This window comes from Algoriphagus sp. 10J20-15, assembly GCF_055809615.1.
The window spans coordinates 91,645-107,502 of record NZ_JBVVUG010000044.1; the positions used below are offsets into that span (position 1 = coordinate 91,645).

Annotated in this window: 12 protein-coding genes and 2 pseudogenes; 2 read left to right on the forward strand and 12 right to left on the reverse strand. The window is 41.5% G+C overall.

Annotated elements, in window-relative coordinates:
- Window positions 1-251: 251 nt before the first annotated feature.
- The 11 genes and pseudogenes from AC0L6R_RS18760 to AC0L6R_RS18810 all read right to left on the reverse strand — a co-directional run bounded on the left by AC0L6R_RS18760 (window position 252) and on the right by AC0L6R_RS18810 (window position 10,662).
- Window positions 252-2,887 (reverse strand): annotated as a pseudogene (locus AC0L6R_RS18760) (valine--tRNA ligase).
- Window positions 2,888-3,097: 210 nt separating this feature from the next.
- Window positions 3,098-3,601, reverse strand: a complete 504-nt coding sequence (locus AC0L6R_RS18765) for a GreA/GreB family elongation factor (protein ID WP_473272607.1) — start codon at window positions 3,599-3,601, stop codon at window positions 3,098-3,100.
- Window positions 3,602-3,690: 89 nt separating this feature from the next.
- A complete protein-coding gene (locus tag AC0L6R_RS18770) occupies window positions 3,691-4,053 on the reverse strand; it encodes a DUF4260 domain-containing protein (protein WP_473272608.1) in 363 nt (120 codons plus the stop codon).
- A 129-nt stretch (window positions 4,054-4,182) separates the two neighbouring features.
- Window positions 4,183-5,286 (reverse strand): RagB/SusD family nutrient uptake outer membrane protein, encoded by a 1,104-nt coding sequence (locus AC0L6R_RS18775; RefSeq protein ID WP_473272609.1) that lies wholly within the window; start codon window positions 5,284-5,286, stop codon window positions 4,183-4,185.
- A 22-nt stretch (window positions 5,287-5,308) separates the two neighbouring features.
- Window positions 5,309-5,563, reverse strand: a complete 255-nt coding sequence (locus tag AC0L6R_RS18780; RefSeq protein WP_473272610.1) for a hypothetical protein — start codon at window positions 5,561-5,563, stop codon at window positions 5,309-5,311.
- Between the two features lie 11 nt (window positions 5,564-5,574).
- Window positions 5,575-6,918: a TonB-dependent receptor domain-containing protein gene (locus AC0L6R_RS18785; RefSeq protein WP_473272611.1), complete on the reverse strand. Its 1,344-nt coding sequence runs from the start codon at window positions 6,916-6,918 to the stop codon at window positions 5,575-5,577.
- Window positions 6,915-7,730 carry a hypothetical protein gene (locus AC0L6R_RS18790; RefSeq protein WP_473272612.1) on the reverse strand — a complete coding sequence of 272 codons (816 nt, stop codon included), beginning with the start codon at window positions 7,728-7,730 and terminating at the stop codon, window positions 6,915-6,917. Before AC0L6R_RS18790 ends, AC0L6R_RS18785 begins: the two co-directional genes overlap by 4 nt.
- 77 nt (window positions 7,731-7,807) lie before the next feature.
- Window positions 7,808-8,248 carry a TonB-dependent receptor plug domain-containing protein gene (locus AC0L6R_RS18795; protein WP_473272613.1) on the reverse strand — a complete coding sequence of 147 codons (441 nt, stop codon included), beginning with the start codon at window positions 8,246-8,248 and terminating at the stop codon, window positions 7,808-7,810.
- On the reverse strand, window positions 8,233-8,478 hold the full coding sequence (locus AC0L6R_RS18800) for a carboxypeptidase-like regulatory domain-containing protein (protein ID WP_473272614.1): 246 nt from the start codon (window positions 8,476-8,478) through the stop codon (window positions 8,233-8,235). The genes AC0L6R_RS18795 and AC0L6R_RS18800 overlap by 16 nt, the downstream gene beginning before the upstream one ends.
- A 298-nt stretch (window positions 8,479-8,776) precedes the next feature.
- Window positions 8,777-10,417: a CocE/NonD family hydrolase gene (locus tag AC0L6R_RS18805; protein ID WP_473272615.1), complete on the reverse strand. Its 1,641-nt coding sequence runs from the start codon at window positions 10,415-10,417 to the stop codon at window positions 8,777-8,779.
- Window positions 10,414-10,662 carry a CocE/NonD family hydrolase gene (locus AC0L6R_RS18810; protein WP_473272616.1) on the reverse strand — a complete coding sequence of 83 codons (249 nt, stop codon included), beginning with the start codon at window positions 10,660-10,662 and terminating at the stop codon, window positions 10,414-10,416. Before AC0L6R_RS18810 ends, AC0L6R_RS18805 begins: the two co-directional genes overlap by 4 nt.
- A 328-nt stretch (window positions 10,663-10,990) precedes the next feature.
- On the opposite strand from AC0L6R_RS18810, the pseudogene fahA reads away from it, so the two are divergent.
- Both fahA and AC0L6R_RS18820 read left to right on the forward strand, forming a co-directional pair.
- Window positions 10,991-12,260: pseudogene (gene fahA / locus AC0L6R_RS18815) on the forward strand (fumarylacetoacetase).
- 267 nt (window positions 12,261-12,527) lie between these two features.
- Window positions 12,528-14,030 (forward strand): hypothetical protein, encoded by a 1,503-nt coding sequence (locus tag AC0L6R_RS18820; RefSeq protein ID WP_473272617.1) that lies wholly within the window; start codon window positions 12,528-12,530, stop codon window positions 14,028-14,030.
- Between the two features lie 269 nt (window positions 14,031-14,299).
- Here the strand turns inward: AC0L6R_RS18820 and AC0L6R_RS18825 are convergent, their stop codons facing one another.
- Window positions 14,300-15,823 carry an arylsulfatase gene (locus tag AC0L6R_RS18825; RefSeq protein ID WP_473272618.1) on the reverse strand — a complete coding sequence of 508 codons (1,524 nt, stop codon included), beginning with the start codon at window positions 15,821-15,823 and terminating at the stop codon, window positions 14,300-14,302.
- Window positions 15,824-15,858: the final 35 nt, after the last annotated feature.

Genomic DNA, 15,858 nt, shown 5'->3' on the forward strand with positions numbered 1-15,858 from the left:
TTGAATTTGATTTCAATCGGGCTTTTTTGGTTAAACCACAGAGTTCACAGAGGTTTACGCAGAGTGCGCGGTTTATTTTTCAACCTTTGAGATTTTCCAAATCTCAAAGGTTTTGTTCTAAGTGATTGATTGTTTTCGTCTTTCTAGGAAGTTCAAATAAAAAAAACCGGAGACTGTTAAAGTCTTCGGTTTTGTAATTACTTTTTAATTATTCAGGAAGTCCGCTGCGCCTTAGCGGGGATATTACCACTTTACCCCAGCTTCGCTAAACTCTCTTCCAAAGCTTTAATCTTGGCTTCAGCATCTGCTTGTTTTTTGCGCTCCATTTCTATTACCTGCGCAGGCGCTCCAGCTACAAATCGCTCGTTGCTTAGCTTCTTCATTACAGAGTTCAAGAAGCCTTTTGTGTAGTCGATTTCTTTCTGGATATTTTCCTTTTTCCTCTTCCACATTAATCGAGTCACCCATCGGTACAAAGCATTCGTCTGACTTCACTACGAAGCTGAGTGCGTTTTCTACTTTTGTACCAAAGTTTAGCGATGACAAATTTGCCAGCTTATTCAATACTGCTGAGAATCTTCCATACAATCCTTCATCTTTAGCATTGATAGTTAGATCCAATGTTTCTTTTGGTGACATTCCTTTTGAAGCCCGTAGATTTCTTACTTGAGAAACTACCTCAAACACCTGATTTGCTTCTTCTATGATCTTGCTGTCAAATCCCTTTTCTGCTGGCCAAGAAGCCAAAATCAAGGACTCTTCCCACAGACCTCTCTTTGATCTGGTGCCAAAGGTCTTCAGAGATAAATGGCATAAATGGATGCAAAATCTTAAGAATATCTTCGAAAAGCGCAATCGACTTGTCGTAAGTAACCTGATCGATTGGGTGCTTGTACTCTGGCTTGATCATCTTCCAAGTACCAAGAGCAGAAATCTCCCCATACCAACTTGTAGGTAGTCATCGAGGCATCAGAAATCCTGAATTTCTCATAGTGCTCATTGATTTCTACCAAGGCTTGGTTAAATCTATTTTCAAACCATTCAATGCTTGATGTGTTTCCGGAACCGTCCAAATTCGGATCGATTTCCCAGCCTTTTACTAGACGGAAAGCATTCCAGATTTTATTGGCGAAGTTTCTCCCTTGCTCCACTAACTTATCGTCGTATGGCAAATCATTTCCGGCAGGCGAGGAGAAAAGCATTCCTGTACGGACACCGTCAGCGCCATTTTGGGCGATCAAGTCCAAAGGATCAGGTGAGTTGCCAGGGATTTAGACATTTTCCTACCCAGTTTATCACGGACGATACCAGTCAGGTACACATTTTTGAAAGGCTTCTCGCCCATGTATTCGTAGCCAGCAATGATCATTCGCGCCACCCAGAAGAATAGGATCTCCGGAGCAGTCACCAAGTCATTAGTAGGATAGTAGTATTTCAATTCCTCATTCGGCTTGCCAGTAGTGAAAACCTCCGGATCAAAAACCGAAATAGGCCATAACCAAGAGCTAAACCAAGTATCCAACACATCTTCGTCCTGCTTCAAATCAGCTAGCGTAAACGTACCTTCAAATTGCTCATTGGCAAGCTGCAGAGCTTCTTCCGCAGTTTTGGCTACCACGAACTCCCCATTTGGAAGGTGATAAGCTGGAATTCTATGTCCCCACCAAAGTTGGCGGGAGATACACCAGTCACGTACATTATCCATCCAAGCACGATACATGTTCTTGAATTTCGGTGGATACAATTGGATGATATCCTCCATCACAGCTTTTTGAGCTGGTTTGGTTATCTCATCCATTTTTAGGAACCATTGTAAAGAAAGCTTTGGCTCGATTACCGCATCTGTTCTTTCGGAGTGACCTACATTGGATTTGTAATCTTCTATTTTCTCCAACTGATCGACTTCCTTCAGCTTTTTGCCGATCATTTTTCTCGCGACAAAACGATCTTCACCAACCAAAATCTGAGCTTTTTCATTTAGTGTTCCGTCATCATTTAAGATGTCGATCACTTCTAGTTTGTGCTTCAGGCCAAGTTCGTAATCATTGATATCATGAGCAGGAGTTACCTTCAAGCAACCTGTACCAAATTCCATGTCTACGTACTCATCCTCGATGATTGGGATGGCTTTGTTGATCAGCGGAACTATTGCTTTTTTGCCTTTGAGATGGGTGAATCTGGGATCATTTGGATTGACGCAGATAGCCACATCTGCCATGATTGTCTCAGGACGTGTAGTAGCAATGGTCAGGAATTCATTTTCTGTTCCGTCGATTTGATATTTGATATAGTAAAGTTTGGATGCGATTTCCTTAGTGATCACCTCGTCATCAGAAAGGGCGGTTTTCCCTTTTGGATCCCAGTTCACCATGCGGATTCCGCGGTAGATTTTTCCTTTTTTGTGCAAATCCACAAAAACAGAAATCACGGCATCGCTCAGACCTGCATCCATGGTAAATGCTGTACGATCCCAGTCACAGGAAGCACCAAGCTTTTTCAGTTGATCCAAGATAATTCCACCGTATTTTTCCTTCCATTCCCAAGCATGCTCCAGGAATTTCTCCCGGGTGAGGGATTTTTTATCTATTCCTTGCTCTTTGAGCAAGTTTACCACTTTGGTCTCCGTGGCGATCGAAGCATGATCAGTACCCGGAACCCAAAGCGCATTTTTGCCTTGCATTCTAGCCCTACGGATCAATACATCCTGAATGGTATTGTTTAGCATATGCCCCATGTGCAAGACGCCCGTGACGTTTGGAGGAGGCATGGTAATCACATAAGGTTCCTTGTTAGGATTTACTTTCGATGAAAAAAGTTTGTGCTCCATCCAGTAGGCATACCACTTGGCTTCAGTAGCTGCTGGATCGTATTTGCTGGCAATAGACATATTCGGATGATTATTTAGAGGGGCAAAAATAGGGAAAAAGCCAATTTCGGAGGCATGATTGGGGTATCAATTATGGTTTGATTCTAATTTAACCACAAAGGTCACAAAGAATTCGCAAAGGGCGCGAAGGAATTGATTCTGCTTCTCCTGAGGCAGAATCAAAAATTTAGTCATGCTATTAGGTGTTTCCAGTCCTGGATTTCACACTATCTATTTATAGTTAATCTCTATGATCTCAAAAATCCTATCCTCTTTGGCCAACTTTAAAATGGCTTTTTCTCCGACATTCTTACCTATCAAAACCTTTGCAATAGGAGAGATAAATGAGATTTTATTCTTTGAAATATCTGCTTCATCCACACCAACTAGCTGGTAAGTCTGATGCTTTGATATTGTTCCGATTTTAAGAGTTACGGTTGCCCCAAAGCGAATTTCATCTTGAGGCTGCTCGCTCAAATTCACGATTTTAGCTACTGCTATTCGCTCATCAAGCAAACGTATTTTTGCATTTATGAAATTTGAAGCGATACGTTTTTCCTGCTCTGTGGAGGCTTCTATAGCAGATTTTTCATCGATCAGTGCTTGTTTTTCAGCAAGTAGTTCTGCCATTCCATTTTCAGTCATGAAATTAGTAACACCTTCAGGTAAATCTGCTCTTGGTGGAACTAGTGGTGTTTCTTCCTGATCATCTTCTTTTACAAATCCTCTACTCATGGGTTGATTGTGATAGTCTAACCTACATAAGGAATAGAAATGCTTTTAAGTTTCATGAGGATTAATTGAGGGAATTGGGATGTAAAGACTTAACTATTCTTGATATTCCCAATTTCACCCAAATGGGTATGATTAAAATTATCGCTGAATTTTAACCCATATCCCATGATTCTATCAAAGGAAATGTGTGCAAATAGTATGATCCCAGCAAGAATCCAATACTCATTTTCAAATGTAAGTCCGTACAGTGCTACAAAAACAGCCACCAATCGGTGATGGAAAAGATTATAAATGAAAGCTCCAATTTTCGGGTTGAATAAATAGCCAATCATTCCTATATCAGGGAGCAGTAAGAGTGCTGGAAACCACCACCAAGCAAAATCTAAAGTGCTGAATAAATAAATGCTAAGAAGGAATATTGCTGCTTCTTCCAATTTTAATAAGTTTCTCATTTTTGAGGAGGTGTATCAATGATAATATCAACCAGGTATTTTGATTATACCTATTTTAAAGATTTATTTTATTTACCTAAAAAAAGGGAAGCTGATACCAGCTTCCCTTTTTATTCAGCATTAAGGATTTTAATTTCCTACATATTCATCCCAGCTTAACTCTGCCTGTGGATGAGGGAATTGGGTGAAAATAGACCCTCCATCATAGGATGTAGGGATATCGCTAAGCCGATCATAGCGTCTTGCATCTATCCATCTATGTCCCCAAGGCTCCGCCCAAAGCGAGTATCTGCGCTGATATAAAATCTCGTCTATCAATGCTGCGGTGGTGGTAGCGCCAGTGTATGGGCCGATTCCAGCTGCTGTGCGAATAATGTTAATAGCCTCTACTGCATCATTAGCCTGATTTAAGTTAGCATGAGCTTCTGCCTTAAGTAGGATTAGTTCTTCATTTCTAATGAAAGGAATAGGAGCCGTGTTGTTAGACCATCTAGCATCTTGATGTGTCCCTACTAAGGCGCCAGCATCTGTAGTCACAGTGACTGGGTTGGTCCGCTGTAGAAATTTATTTTGAACGCGGAGGTCACCAGGTGTAGCATCATCCAGAACGGAAGGGTGTACTACGATGATGGTGTTCACAGCTGCATTTGGCAGATAAAAGAGCGGGTTGAAAATATCTGGTGCTGCTCCATAAGGGTGAGCTGGCCCTGCTGTTAGATTTCCATTCAGGTCCATGAATGAACCGTTTAGTGCCGTCAAAACACCTTGCCAATCTTCTCTGTACGCATTCAGTCGTGCTGCTATGGCTCGATTGACTTGCTGAAGGCCTGTGACGGTGTTGAAGCCATTGAATCCGCTGGTCAGCCTGAAAGGGAAGTTTCCTGAGCCTGCGCTGGAAAATGCTTGAAATCCTTCGTCCAGTATAGTGCTGATCTGATCTAGCGCTTGCTCGTAGGTTACAAAAGGATCAGGGTTCAGTGGATCGGTCACCTCCATTCGGATTCCATTTTGATAGACAAAATTAGCTGGAATCATGAATTGGTAGCCTTGTATAGTTTTGGCAAACCCTATAACTGCGTTCTTTTGTGCATCAGTGATATTGCTGGTATTAGCAGCAGCTAACTGGAGAACATCGGCTTGCTTGATCGCTTGATAAGGGGTAGCCCAAGAACCTCCTCCAGTATTACCAAAACCAAAGTAGGATCGATCTGGAACTCGACCATTCTGGCCCAACCAATCTGTTTGAAATCTTGGGTCAGAGGCATTCGAGGTACCATATTTCCCGCCCAAAAGTATTCCATGCTTGGGAAATGTTAGTTACATAGCCTCGGTGTCTGGATTCTAATCCAGTGATCAGGAATTGTATTTGTTCAGAAGTTGCATTATTAGCGATACTTCCTACAGATGGATTATTAGGATCTTGGATGTCGTCGAATTCCAAGGGATTACATCCAGCGATCATCGTGGCTGCAATCATAGCAAATCCTATATTTCTTGTTATTTTTTTCATGTTGAGTCGGATTAAAAGTCAATGGTTACGTGAAAGAAAATCCTTCGAGAAGTAGGGTATGGAGCAATATCCACGTTGTTGGCAACAGCTTGAGCTCCAAAGGTGGAAGTCTCAGGGTCATATCCTTCATAATCGGTGAATAGGAATGCATTGTTGACGGAAGAACCTACACGTAGATTTTGAACTGTATTTCCAAACCAGTTATTTAGAGTTTCTTTAGGTAAAGTATAATAAAGGCCTATTTCGCGGACTTTTACGAATGAAGCATCCTGAACCCATCGACCAGCATTATTGTATGGTTCTGGTTCTCTTTGTCTACCGTTTGGAACCCCATCTCCATTATCATCATCAAACCACCCATTGGTCGTCCCTCCTCCATCAGATAAGAACGAAGAAAGGTTCACGTTTTCTCCACCACTTCTCCAGTCTACTAGGAAGGAAAATTCAATCCCTTTATAGATACTGAAAGAGTTAGAGAACGAAAGATTGAAGTCTGGCTGAGCATCCCCCCAAATCGTAAATCCGCCCGGAATGGAAGGATCTGCTGGTGTACCTACAATAGTAGTAGGGGAGTAGCCTTCTGCATATAGAAATGTACCAAGTCCAGATCCAAAACCTCCTGAAATGTAGGTGGGGATACCCAGTCTAGTCATTTCTATATCATTTTGCCAGTATAGAATTCTTGAGAACCATCTGAAGTTTGATTTATCCACTACTGTGCCAGATAGACTTAGTTCTAAACCTTTGTTTTGAAGTTCAGCCTCATTACTAGGCGTGGTATTTACACCGGTAGATGGTGCCAGATTTAGGTTTTGAAGGTTGTTTTGTGTGTTCTTGATGTAATAGGTAGCTTCCAAGCTGATACGATTGTTGAAGAAACCTGCATCTACACCGAACTCAAGTTCTGAAGCAGTTTCTGGCTGAATCTGCGTATTACCAATTGAAGTAGAAACTGTTGAACCTAGCAACCCACCTATATTAGTTCCTCCTAAAGGGGTGAATGTCGCGCCAAATGGCACGGGACCAGCAGTCTCTCCGTAGGCTAGCCTTGGTTTCAATTGAGTGATTACGGAACTATTCCAGAAGTCAAAGTTTCCAAGATTAAAAGCTACACTTGCTCTAGGGAATGCATAGTATTCGTTTGGATCGCCATTCAAAGTGGATTTATCCCATCTGATGCCTAGAGTTCCAATGATCTTATCCTCCCAATTTGCTTCCTGTTGCAGGAATATTCCTGCTTCTTGAATTTTGCTGTTGAATTGATCATTTATCTCCTGAATGTTGGCTTGTTTTAAGTTTCTCTGGCCCAGCGAACCTAGACCCTCTGCCTCTATTGAACAAGGAGCTGTTGTCAAAATCCAAACGAACGAGACCTGCTTGGGAATTCATATTGACTTTGCCTAGGTTCCAATTGTAAACTAATGCAGCTTGGAAGTTGGTGTTGAAACTCTATACTCTCCTTCCCAAAAAGATCTCCCGGATTTGCCTGTGCTCTCTGAAACTGCAAGAACTCAGGGAGGTAGATTTGAGTGGAGTTTTGCAAATGATCCAAACCTCCGGATACAGAAGCTTTCAAATAGCTATTCTGAGTTTTGAGAATATCAAAATCCAAGGTAAATGCTTGGATAAAACGATTAACCAACGAGTTGTTCTGAGCATTGTCTGTGACAGAAACAGGGTTTTCTGAGAAGTACGGGTTGATAGGGTATGTTCCATCTTCATTTCTTCTCAAATCATAATAATTAGGAACATAAGAAATGCTATACCCTATACTAGCTCCAGTATTATTTTGATTACCAGTAAAGCCTCTATCGGTATTGGATCTTATGTAGTTGGAGGATACTCCTAATTTTATTCTGTCTGTGATCTTCTGATCTATATTTGCTCGAATCGAATAACGTTCAAACCCAGTATTTTTGACTGTACCGTCTTCATTTGTGACATTACCCGATACAAAGAATTTAGTCTTTTCCGTACCTCCAGATACATTTATTCTGGTATTCAACAGTAAGGCGGTATTGTTATAAAAATAATCTTCATAATCAATAAAAGTACCACTCGCCTCAGCTGCTCTGTAGCGCTCAAGCTGTATAGGTCTCCTGGATTCAGGAAAGAAAAAATTAATTTTGTCCTTCTCACTCCAATCATCCACTCCCAGTAATCTCAATGGCTTGGCAAAACCTATATCCTGCGAAAGGGAGACGTTAGTTCTGCCTTCAGCACCACGCTTGGTGGTGATGATAATTACCCCGCATTTGCTCGTGTTCCATAGATAGCTGCTGCGGAAGGCCCCTTCAGAACCTCTATATTCTCAATGTCTGCAGGGTTAATATCAGCCAGTCTGTCTGCTCCATCATCTTGGCTGGAAGCGCCTGCTCCAGATACAGTAGCTCTACCTGTACGCTGAGAGGCATTATTGATGTAGACTCCGTCCACAATTATAAGTGGCTGAGATGCTCCCTGCAAGCTGGAAATTCCTCTAAGCTGTCTATAGAGATACCTCCTCCGTGGAGCTCCACCATTTGATCGGATCGTAGCACCTGGCACTTTTCCGTATAGTGCACCATCTGTAGTTTGTATCGTTGTTGTACCTGTTAGGTCTCTTGACGATACTGAAGTGACAGCATTGGCTAGGTTACTACGTTTTACAGAAGACGCTAATCCGGTTACTACGACTTCTTCCAAGTTTGTAGCATCTTTTGATTCAGCTGGATGTTGACTTCTGTTTGGTTTTGGTTTACAGAAATGGTCTTTTTCAAATACCCTATGGATGAGACGATCAGCTCAACGCTTCCTGAGCTATTCATATCCAATGAGTAATTCCCATCTAAGTCCGTCACTGCTCCTGAAGTAGTTTTTCCCTTTATAAGGATACTGGCTCCAATCAGTGGCTCGCCTGTTCTTTCATCGGACACAGTACCTCTGATGGTGTATTGTGCCCACGATACTCCAATCGTACAGAGAAAAGGAGTATCAACGTGAGTAAAGGTTTGTTTATCATAGTTTGTTGGTTATGTGTTAATCCTTGTTTAAAATCCTAAAAAATCTCCTTACTCTCTAGTGTTTTCTTAGAATTTTTCTCCTTTTTATATCAATGGATAAAATACAATATTGTTTAAACTAAATTAATTGTAATTGTCGATTGACCGAATAAAAAAAGGAGAGACCTAGATCTCTCCTTTAAATATTGTTTAGTAATTGTTGAGCGCAAAATTATTTGACAATCGGCAGCACAATCCTGCTCAGGCTCTTTCCACCATGATGAATCGAGTTGGTAGCGACGATTCCTTCGGTTTCGTCGTAGGTATTTCCACCAGTATTCATATTTCGGTCAAATCGTGGGAAGTTGGAACTGCTGACTTCGATGCGGATTCTATGACCTTTGTCAAAGTAGTTTGAAGTACTCATAGGGGTCATTTTTACTTCGTACACTTCCCCATCTTCCATCCAGACTTCTTTGTCGTAGCCTTCTCTGTAGCGAACACGCTGAATTGTTTCATCTAGATTATATGCTTTTCCGTCAGGATAGACGTCGATTAGCTTTATTGTGACATCAGTATCTTTGGCATCAGAAGATAGGTATAGGTAGGATTCAATAAAGCCTGAAACTTCAATACCCTCTTCCAGCACATCCGAAGTATAAACCAAGATATCTTCACGTTTCTCCATCTCAGATTGATCTTTGGATCCTCCATTACCATCAATAGCATTTCCTGTACAGCAGACGTTACCTCCATAAGATGTCACAGGATTCATTGGGTCATATTTGAAAGTATCGGGATTATCTTTTTTAGGCTTTTTGGGAGTTAGTTTCCCATTTCCGTTGAGCGTATTGGCTTTCCCTTCGGAATCCAAATACATAGTAGTCATCACAGCATCTGCAGGAGGCCATACGTCTGAAGTTTGCCATTTATTTGCTCCCATCGTGTAATACTGCACTCTTGGCATTTCCTCCATGACTTCAGATTTCTCTCCTTTTAGCCATACATCAAACCAAGCCGTGATGATTTCATCGTAATTCAATCGGGCATCACCCACATTCAGATCGCCTACCATGGTGTTTTCAGAGGCTCTGGTGTAGGAACAGTGAAGCACAGGGGCGATCACGAGGTACTGATTATCTCTTGCCATTTGCGAAATGGCATTTTCGCGAGCATGATTGAATAGCGCTATGTTTGGACCAGCTGACACATCAAACCAAGATACAAACCAGAAACTCGGTTTGTCAAATGGCATATCATCGTGGTACAATCCGCCTTCAAACCACTTGGGATCGTTTGGCTTGCGGGTGATCATCTCTTCGTAGATGCCCATTGGACCATTCTGATTTCTAATGATATCCTGAATAGGAAGATGTGCCAAAGCTTCTTTGGAATCAATTCTAGGGTACTCAGGAGACATGTCATAAAAACGCTGAAGTCTCAACAAGTCTTTCTGTTCAATACCTTTTGGTAATCTTGGCGCCATTGGGTCATGCTGAACACCATAAAGCCAGTTTGTAAAAAGCATCTGACCAGCACCGCCGCGATACCAGTTTCCCTGCTCATAAAATTCACCTACCCGGCCAACACCTGCACCATAACCTTGGGGTACAAGCGCCGCCAATGCTGGATGATCTAAAGAAGCCACAGCCATTTGCCACTCAGCAGTGGAGGAGCAACCTAATGTTCCTATTTTGCCATTGCTCCAGTTTTGCTTGGACATCCACTCAAATGCATCGTATCCATCGGTCAATGGGACGCCAAGTATGTCCCAATCTCCTTCAGAAAAATACCTACCACGCTCATTTTGGACTACATATGCATAGCCTTTTTCTACCCATGAAAGGGCAGTCTGCATGGTGCGGGTATTCATTTCTCCATTTCCCAGGTGTTAAAGTTGTAGGGAGTTCTAGAAAATACGATTGGGTATTTCCCTTCTCCTTTGGGGCGATAGATATCAGTAGCCAAGCGAACACCGTCTCGCATAGGCATCATGACTTTTTGGTCTACTATAGCGACTTCCTCAAGCTGATCGATGATGCTTTTTTCCTGAGAAAAAGCAACCGATACCAACAATACCATGAGGATAGTCAGGCAGAATTTGTGAAGGTTTTTCATTTGTTTATAAAATTAATTTAAGTGAGGGCTAGGAACCATTAAAGACTTATGAAAGCCAATTGATATGAACTTTATTTTGGTCAGATTTCATTTTTTCAGGGTTTTAGTTGGCACCTAAGTTAGCAAAGCGCTTGAAAACAGGGTGAAATAATTGATGATTGGTTGATTTTGTAGATTGGAATTAATTGAAATTTAGCTCCCTCGGGTCAACGGTCAAGTAGCCAAAGACTTATAGCCGTACTTGCGAAATGAAATCCGGCTACTTCAGCTTTTGCACTTTTCATTTCATATAGAAAGGCTAAATTTGCACTCCTAACGATTTTTACCAATGAGCGACAGCCCAAGCAACGCCCTGACTACCTGGGTGGAAGTAGCAAAAAATTCAGATTTCACGATTTACAATCTTCCTTTTGGAGTCTTCAAAAACAAAAAGCTTAGTCCGCGTATCGGAATAGCAATAGGCGATAAGATTGTGGATCTAAGTATTCTTGATCAAGAGGGATTCTTTTCAGATATGTTTTTGCCTGAAGGGATTTTCTTAAGTGAATATCTTAATGACCTGATCGAACTCGGTAAAGTAACTACCAAAAAAATCAGAGAACGCGTTCAGGATTTGCTTGCTGCAGATAATGAAAAACTGAGAGACCATTCTGCAAGAGGAAAAGTAATGCTGAATCGGAAGGAAGCCACTATGCTGTTGCCAGTAAAAATCGGTGATTACACAGACTTTTATAGCAGCATGGAGCATGCTACCAATGTCGGTAAAATGTTTCGTGATCCAGAAAATGCATTATTGCCAAACTGGAAACATCTTCCTGTAGCATATCATGGTCGTGCTTCTTCTATTATTCCTTCAGGTGTGCCAGTAATCCGCCCAAAAGGACAAACTAAAGATCCTGAATCAAGTTCACCTGTTTTTGGACCTAGTAAAAAGTTAGACTTCGAACTAGAGTTGGCATTCATTACCGGTAAATCAACCAAGCTCGGTGACTCGGTTTCTACAGCAGATGCTGAGGATTATATTTTCGGTTTTGTATTGTTTAACGATTGGTCAGCTCGGGATATTCAAGCATGGGAATACGTGCCCTTAGGTCCATTTTTGGGAAAAAGCTTTGCATCCTCTGTCTCACCTTGGGTAGTTACTCTCGAAGCTCTGGAGCAATTCAAAGTGGAAAGTCCTGTGCAAGAACCTGAAGTCTTGGATTATTTGAAATGCGACCAATCCCATAGTTTCGATATACATTTAGAGGCTTATATCCAGCCAGAAGAAGAGAAGAGCAGCAAGGTCTGTTCTTCCAATTTCAAAAATATGTATTGGAATGTTGCCCAGCAATTGGCACATCATACAGTAAATGGATGTAATATCAACGTTGGCGATATGATCGCTTCTGGAACGATCTCAGGTCAGGAGCCAGATTCTTTTGGGTCAATGCTGGAGCTCTACCTGGAATGGGAAAAATGCAGTTAAGCTTGAATCCGGAACCGAACGAAAGTTTATCGAAGATGGTGATACAGTAATTATGAAAGGATTTGCAGAGAAAGATGGAGTGAGAGTGGGCTTTGGGGAACTCAAAGCAAAGGTTCTTCCAGCTAAGTAATTTGCAAAAAATAATAATCTAAAACCCTGGCTTAGTACAAGTCAGGGTTTTTTTGTGCGCTTTTCCCTATCATTTTACTGGTCAATGCTTAAATTTACTAAGAGATTGAATATCAGCGGATTGAACTAATTTTATCTGCTTGGATATTCTAAGGTTCCCGTTATTGGCTTGATTTTTTTCAGAGCAGTGCGGGATTGTATTTTCATAATCGTCTCAATTTTTTAAGAGACAAACGCTTTTTTTCAAATTTCATAACAATTAAAAACAATGGCTAAACTTAGAAATTTATCTATCACATCCCCGTTACTTTTTGCTTTACCCTTACGGAGTGAGTGGGCAGTAAACCCAATTGACATTAATAAACCAATCATGGCAGGAGACTGGGATGGAGCCGGAAGCCTCAAGTTCTCCCGAGGATTTGTGATGGCAAAAAATGATGCAAATTTCCTTTATCTCACCTTAGATGTGGTATCTGATACTGGGAATGATCCGAGTACGAACGATTACTTTTGGCTGTCTTTTGATAACAACCGTGATCGTAATATCACTTCAGGTGTTGATGTGAATTATGGCTTGTACCCTGGTCAGCCAAACAAGCTAGGTAAGCAAAAATACCTTGGACCTGGCCAGTGGACTGGTTTACTTTCAGATCCATCCAATTCGGCCGTAATGCAGGAATTTGGCGCTAGCCCCAACTCAGACGATTCCCATAGAATATGGAAGTTTAGAATACAGCTCAGTGAGATCAATGTGGCGTTATCTTGGCCGCTCAGTACTCCATACACTTATTTTGGTTTCAGAGTGAAGTCCAGCAATCCTGGCTTTACAACTGATTTTCCTGGTAATTTTTACAAGGATTTCACGAAACTTCGTCAGTTAATTCTTAGTAGAAAGCCGACAATTCCTGTAAAGGATTTGGGTCCTTTAGTAGGTAGTGTAGGATTGATTCCAACTACCAAAATTTCTCCTACTACTGGTCGTGCAACAACAGATGCAGGATATTATCTAGCTGTGGAGAATGCTGCCTTTGGGGGTACTTTGAATTTGATAGGCAATCGTACCAAGCTGCAGCAGCTCTATTCTGCAGGAAATAGAAAATACAAAGTGGAAATTGCTGGTCCGGGGGGAGGTTCGTACACCAAATTGATTAGCAATTGGTCGAATTATCGCTGGACAGGCTCAACCTATGCCTTGGAGTCTTTTGCTCCCAATTCATTTGGCTATTATCAAATGACAAATCCCGCAACTGACTACTCGATAGATGATTTACTGATTCAGTTTCCGACTTCTGGTTTATTACCGGGCTTATATAGCGTGAAAGTCACTTTTTATATAGGAACGAGTTACACAGAATTGGATTCGCAAGTGTTGAGGTTGTATATAGACAATCACGTGCCAGACGTAGTGATACAAAGTGTGAAGCATGGCAGCAGCGAAGTTTCTGCCTGTGCGATCGAAACAATAGGCGCTGCTCCAGATGGTTTGAATTTCCGAATTACTGCCAATGATCCCGAAGGGAATCTTAGAGGAGTTAGTTTCTATGCGACTTATGGTTCAGGGCTTTCTACCAGTATTTATAGCGAAAGCTATACTCCGGCAAAAGGAAACTGGACAGGCTTCGTTAATAAGGTGATTCCCGCATCCGGAAATTGGAGACCACCGCAATCCTGTGCATACAGCTTTGTACTTGCAGCAAGTGCGAGGACTACCAACGGCTATTCTTGGATAGGACACAATAATACCCATCGCAACTTGACACTTTTGGTTTAATTGGCTAAACATTAAATGGTTTCAACGCGAAAACCACTTCTACTAAGAAGTGGTTTTTTATTTTCATGTAAATACCAGAACATATGTCTAATCTTCTACAGGAATCATTTTTTGTTGTTTTGGTTTTTGCGGGATAGTTTGAAGACCAAATAGCCGATCCCAAAAACAAAATGTAGGATCAGGATTCCGAAAATCAGGATTATTGTGGTATTTCCGTTCATTGACTAATCTATGACAAGAGGTTTGTTGCCAATAACTAAGTTTAGACTTTAATAAAGACTAACTCTGGTTTTCCAGTTTTGAAATTCAACTTCCATTTCCCTGGCAATTTCAGGTTGCAGTGTAATTATATTATTGGTTTCTGTTGGGTCACTATTAAGATTATACAATTCCCAGGGAGCATTTTTTCCATGGCTGACAAGTTTCCAGTCGCCTTTTCTCACGGCTTTTCCTACAGACCATTCCCAGAAAATTGGTTCTTCCCGTTGCGATTTTTCACCCCGGATAGCTGGTAATAGGCTTTGTCCTTCAGCAGGTAAAATAGAATTTCCCTTAAACTCAGTTGGGTATTTAGCACCTGCGAGTTCGGCCAGGGTAGGGAGAATGTCGATTAGATGGGCTGGAAAAGAGTTGATTTCATTTTGATGTCCCAAGCCTTTTGGCCATGAGACGATCAAGGGAGTTTTAATCCCTCCTTCAAACGAATAGTTTTTAAAGAATCGAAGAGGAGTGTTTCCAACATTTGCCCAATCTGCTCCAAGGGAAGTCCATTGTCCTACGGAACCGATTTCCCCGTTGCCGGGTATAGTTACTACTTCAGCTGAAGCGCCGTTGTCTGAAAGAAATAGAAAAACTGTATTATCTAGCTTACCTTGTGTTCTTAGCTTCTGGATTATTTCTCCGATTTTTTGATCCATTCGATCAATCATCGCTGCATATACTTCCATTTTCAGCTCTTCTACTTGTCGCACTGAATCTGAAAGAGATTCCCATGGCTCATATGTTGGGTCGCTTAGCGCATAGCTTTCATCTATGATTCCTAGTTTTTTCTGCTTTTCAAATCGTTTTTTCCGGATAGCCTCATAGCCTTGTGCATATTTTCCTTTGTACTTCTCAATGTCTTCTGGCCAAGCCATTAGTGGATCATGCGGCGCTGTGTAAGCCAAATAAAGAAAAAATGGTTGCTTATCCTCTTTGTATTCGTCCAACCACTGCAAAGCATGCTTGGTGAAGTAATCGGTGGAATAATAATCTTGCGGCACTGAATAAGGCTGCATCAATTTCCTGTCATCGTAAAATGGGCGATCAGGTCTTTTTTGGGCAGGTTCTGGTTCATTCACACGTCGCGGGCCGGGATTGAAATGGTTTGAAGCGCCTTCTTTCAATCCATAATACCTATCAAAACCCCGGTCCATTGGATGATCGTAGCCATGGTGTTTTCCCGCCCACAACGTTCTATATCCAGTTGACTGGAGAAGTTCTCCGGCTGTGATTCCATTTTTCAGAGGCTGAAGGTAAGTGGCGCCATATCCAACCTGCTGAGCATACAAGCCTGTAATCAATGCTGCTCTAGAAGGATTGCACTTTGATGTATTATACATTTGGGTGAATCGGATGCCTCTTTCTGCTAACCAGTCTAAATTTGGAGTTTCTACCTCACTTCCGTAGCATCCGATATCTGACCATCCTAAGTCATCTGCTAGAATCAAGACAATATTTGGCTTTTCTTGCTGAGCCTTTCCAACCAAAGGAATAAAGAGCCAAAGCAGCAAAATAAAAATTGGGTTTTTCATAATCAGGTTATCGTTTTCGGGACACCGATTAAATT